The sequence below is a fragment of the Mycobacterium sp. genome (assembly GCF_036488105.1).
In the GTDB taxonomy this organism is placed as follows: domain Bacteria; phylum Actinomycetota; class Actinomycetes; order Mycobacteriales; family Mycobacteriaceae; genus Mycobacterium.
The window spans coordinates 1-4547 of the sequence record NZ_DASXHW010000251.1; the positions used below are offsets into that span (position 1 = coordinate 1).

4 protein-coding genes are annotated in these 4547 nt (G+C 67.5%); all 4 read right to left on the reverse strand.

All coding sequences use genetic code 11. The features are described 5' to 3' along the window. Nucleotides 1–1685: MtrAB system histidine kinase MtrB (gene mtrB / locus VGH54_RS12980; RefSeq protein ID WP_331512412.1), on the reverse strand; the 1685-nt coding region annotated here is incomplete at its 3' end. Between the two features lie 35 nt (nucleotides 1686–1720). Then, entirely contained in the window at nucleotides 1721–2407 is a 687-nt protein-coding gene (gene mtrA / locus VGH54_RS12985; protein ID WP_067341807.1) for a two-component system response regulator MtrA, read from the reverse strand. 84 nt (nucleotides 2408–2491) lie between these two features. Next, nucleotides 2492–3121, reverse strand: a complete 630-nt coding sequence (locus tag VGH54_RS12990) for a dTMP kinase (protein ID WP_331512413.1) — start codon at nucleotides 3119–3121, stop codon at nucleotides 2492–2494. Nucleotides 3122–3230: 109 nt separating this feature from the next. Continuing rightward, nucleotides 3231–4547 (reverse strand): adenosylhomocysteinase (gene ahcY / locus VGH54_RS12995; RefSeq protein ID WP_331512414.1); only part of this gene is annotated, 1317 nt, incomplete at its 5' end.

Consider the following 4547-nt stretch of genomic DNA (forward strand, 5'->3'; position numbering starts at 1 on the left):
CCGCTCCTGTCGGCGTGCTCGTGTTGGCGCGCACGCTCTTTGCCCGATGGTTGCCCCGACTCGGGGGCGGGCGGCGCCGGCTGCGGGATCGGTTTCATCGGCAATGGGCTGGTGGTGACCTTGTGGCCACGGATCATCGGAAGCGTCAGCCGGAAGCAGGCACCCTGACCGGGCTCGCCCCACGCTTCCAGCCGGCCCTGGTGCAGGCGCGCATCCTCGACGCTGATCGCCAGACCCAGCCCGGTCCCGCCGGAGCGCCGCACCCGGGAGGGGTCCGACCGCCAGAACCGGCTGAATACCAGCTTCTCCTCGCCGGGCCGCAGCCCCACCCCGTAGTCGCGAACCGTGACGGCGACGGTGTCCTCGTCGACGCCCATCCGGATCCGTACCGGCTCGTGTTCGGCGTGGTCGATGGCGTTGGCGATCAGATTGCGCAGGATGCGCTCCACCCGCCGCGGATCGACCTCGGCGATCACCTCTTCGGCGGGCATGTCTACCAGCAGCTCGATGCCGGCGTCCTCGGCCAGGTGGCCCACATTGCCCAGCGCGCTCTGTACCGTCGTGCGCAAATCGACTGCCTCCACGGACAATTCGGCCACACCGGCGTCGTGCCTGGAGATTTCCAACAGGTCGGACAGCAGCGACTCGAAGCGATCGAGCTCGTTGACCATCAGCTCGGTGGAGCGCTGCAGCGTGGGGTCCAGTTCGGAGCTGTGGTCGTAGATCAAGTCGGCGGCCATCCGGACGGTGGTCAGCGGGGTGCGCAGTTCGTGGCTGACGTCAGAGGTGAACCGGCGCTGCAGGTTTCCGAACTCCTCGAGCTGTGCGATCTGACGCGACAGGCTCTCGGCCATGTCGTTGAACGACACCGCCAGCCGGGCCATGTCGTCTTCGCCGTTGATCGGCATCCGCTCGGACAGGTGCCCGTCGGCGAATCGCTCGGCGGTCCGCGCCGCCGCCCGTACCGGTACCACCACCTGCCGGGTGACCATCCACGCAATACCGGCCAGCAGCACCATCAACACCAGGCCGCCGGTGGCCATCGTGCCGCGGACCAGTGCGATCGTGCTCTGCTCGTTGCCCAGCGGGAAGACCAGGTACAGCTCGAGGTTGTTCACCCGTGACATCGTCGGAGTGCCGATGACCAACGCCGGACCGGAGAAGCCCTCGGTGTGCACCGTCGCGTACTGGTAGGCCACCTGCCCGGCCTTCACGAAATCGCGCAGCGCGTCGGGCAACTGGTCGACCGGCCCGGCCGAGGCGGCGGGCCGCGGGCCGTCGCCGGGTACCACCAGAACGGCGTCGAACGCGCCGGCCAGCCCGGCTCCGGAGGTCGGGTCGGTCTTCGACGTCAAGGTGTTGCGGGCCAGCTGCAGGCTGCTGTCCAGTGACCGCGCCTCTTCCCCGCTGACGATCCCGCTGACCGTGGCGCGGGCCCGGTCGATCTGCTCGGTGGCGGCGCGCACCTTGACGTCCAGCACGCGGTTGGTGACCTGGCTGGTCAGCGTGAAGCCGAGCGCCAGGATCACCGCCAGGGACATGCCAAGAGTCAGAGCGAGCACCCGAAGTTGCAACGAGCGGCGCCAGGCCATGCCAAGGGCGCGGCTCAACGTACCCATGCCCCGCATGACCGGGCCCGAACGACCCGAACGACCGCGAAAACGTGGCTTCGAGCCAAAGATCACCGGCGCCGCTCCTCACACATCGCGACGCTCGGCGATCACGGCGGTCCGGCCTTGTAACCCACTCCTCGAACGGTCAGCACCACGGTCGGATTCTCCGGGTCTTTTTCGACCTTGGCCCGTAGACGCTGGACGTGCACATTCACCAAGCGGGTATCCGCCGGGTGTCGGTATCCCCAAACCTGCTCGAGCAGCACATCACGAGTAAACACCTGGCGCGGCTTGCGCGCCAACGCCACCAGCAGGTCGAACTCCAGCGGCGTCAGCGAGATCTGTTCGCCGTTCCGGGTGACCTTGTGGGCGGGCACATCAATGTCCACGTCGGCGATCGAGAGCATCTCGGCCGGCTCGTCCTCGTTGCGCCGCAGCCGCGCCCGCACCCGGGCGACCAGCTCCTTGGGCTTGAACGGCTTCATGATGTAGTCGTCGGCGCCGGACTCCAGGCCGAGCACCACGTCGACGGTGTCGGTCTTGGCCGTGAGCATCACGATCGGGACGCCAGAGTCGGCCCGCAACACCCGGCACACGTCGATGCCGTTCATGCCCGGCAGCATCAAGTCCAGCAACACCAGGTCGGGCCGCAGTTCGCGCACGGCGGTCAGCGCCTGGGTGCCATCACCAATGACCGCGGTGTCGAACCCTTCCCCCCGCAGCACAATGGTCAGCATCTCGGCCAGCGACGCGTCGTCGTCGACCACGAGAATCCTTTGCCTCATGGTCTCCATGGTGTCACCAGATCGCGACAAAACGGGGCTACCACGCGCGTGTTTCTTGCACCTATTACCACAGCGTTCCACGCCGGGCGGACATTAAGCCGTTAACTGCGCCGCCAGCCGGCCCGGATCGACCTCGGCGTCGACCACCAACCAGCGTCCGGCCCAGCCCGCCGCGGCCAGCCCGGCGTACACCGCGCCGGTGCGCTGCTGCAGGCCGGCGTCGCGTTCGTAGGCGTCACGCTCCCGGCTGGCATCGAGGCTGGCCCGGTGGCGGGCGCGCTGATCGGCCAGCTCGGACGAGACGCCCAACAGCACTTGCCAGTCCGGCACCGGAAGATGCAATCGGCCGTATTCGATGTCGTGCACCCAGCCAACCACCTCGCCGTCGGCCTGCTGGTGCAGCCGCGCGGCGCTGTATGCGGCGTTGGAGGCCACATAGCGGTCCAGAATCACCGCGTCGTGGTCACGACACAGGTCGCGAATCTGGTCGGCTCCCCCCGCGCGATCCAGCGCGAACAGCAGCGCCATCGCGTACACCGAAGTGGCCAGGTCGCCGTGCCGGCCGTGCAATGCCTCGGCGGCCACGTCGGCGGTCACCGACTGCCCGTATCGCGGGAACGCCAGTGTGGCTACCGATTTCCCGGCGGCCTCCAACGCCGCGCGCAGGCCTTCGGTGAGCGTCCGCTTGCCGGCGCCGTCGACCCCCTCAATAGCAATCAGCACGGCGCGAGCCTAGTCGCCGCCGTGCTGATTGACGGTTTCGAGCGCGCCGCTAGCGGAGCGGTGGTTGCCGAGCGCTCCGCTAGCGGAGCGCTCGGCAGTCCGACAAAGATCAGTAGCGGTAGTGGTCCGGCTTGTACGGGCCGTCGACGTCAACGCCGATGTACTCGGCCTGCTCCTTGGTCAGCTTGGTCAGCTCGCCGCCGAGGGCTTCCACGTGGATGCGGGCCACCTTCTCGTCGAGGTGCTTGGGCAGGCGGTAGACCTCGTTGTCGTACTCGTCGTTCTTGGTCCACAGCTCGATCTGCGCGATGACCTGGTTGGAGAAGCTGTTGCTCATCACGAACGACGGGTGCCCGGTGGCGTTACCGAGGTTCAGCAGCCGGCCCTCGGACAGCACGATGATCGACTTGCCGGTGTCCCCGAAGGTCCACAGGTCGACCTGTGGGCGGATGTTGACCTTGGTGGCACCCGACTTCTCCAGCCGCGCGATCTGGATCTCGTTGTCGAAGTGGCCGATGTTGCCCAGGATCGCCTTGTCCTTCATCGCCTTCATGTGCTCGAGGGTGATGATGTCCTTGTTGCCGGTGGTGGTGATGACGATGTCAGCCTCGCTGATCACGTCCTCTACCCGCTTGACGTCGTAGCCCTCCATCAGCGCCTGCAGCGCGTTGATCGGGTCGATCTCGGTGACGGTCACCCGCGCGCCCTGGCCGGCCAGCGAGTCCACCGAGCCCTTGCCGACGTCACCGTAGCCGCAGATCAGCACCTTCTTGCCGCCGATCAGCACGTCGGTGCCGCGGTTGATGCCGTCGATCAGCGAGTGCCGGCAGCCGTACTTGTTGTCGAACTTCGACTTGGTCACCGAGTCGTTGACGTTGATCGCCGGGAAGGCCAGGTCGCCGGCGGCGGCGAACTGGTAGAGCCGCAGCACGCCGGTGGTGGTCTCCTCGGACACGCCCTTGATCGACGCGGCGATCTTGGTCCACTTGTCCTTGTCGGTCTCGAAGCGCTTACGCAGCAGGCTCAGGAACACCCGGTGCTCAGCCGAGTCGTCTTCCTCATCGGGCGGCACCACGCCGGCCTTCTCGTACTGCGCACCGCGCAGCACCAGCATGGTGGCGTCGCCGCCGTCGTCGAGGATCATGTTCGCCGGCTCATCCGGCCAGGTCAGCGCCTGCTCGGCGGCCCACCAGTACTCCTCGAGCGTCTCACCCTTCCAGGCGAACACCGGCACGCCCTTGGGCTCTGCGGCGGTCCCGTGCGGGCCGACGACGACCGCCGCGGCGGCGTGGTCCTGGGTGGAGAAGATGTTGCACGACGCCCAGCGGACTTCGGCGCCCAGCGCAACGAGAGTCTCGATGAGCACCGCGGTCTGCACGGTCATGTGCAGCGAGCCGGAGACCCGGGCGCCTTTCAGCGGCTGCAC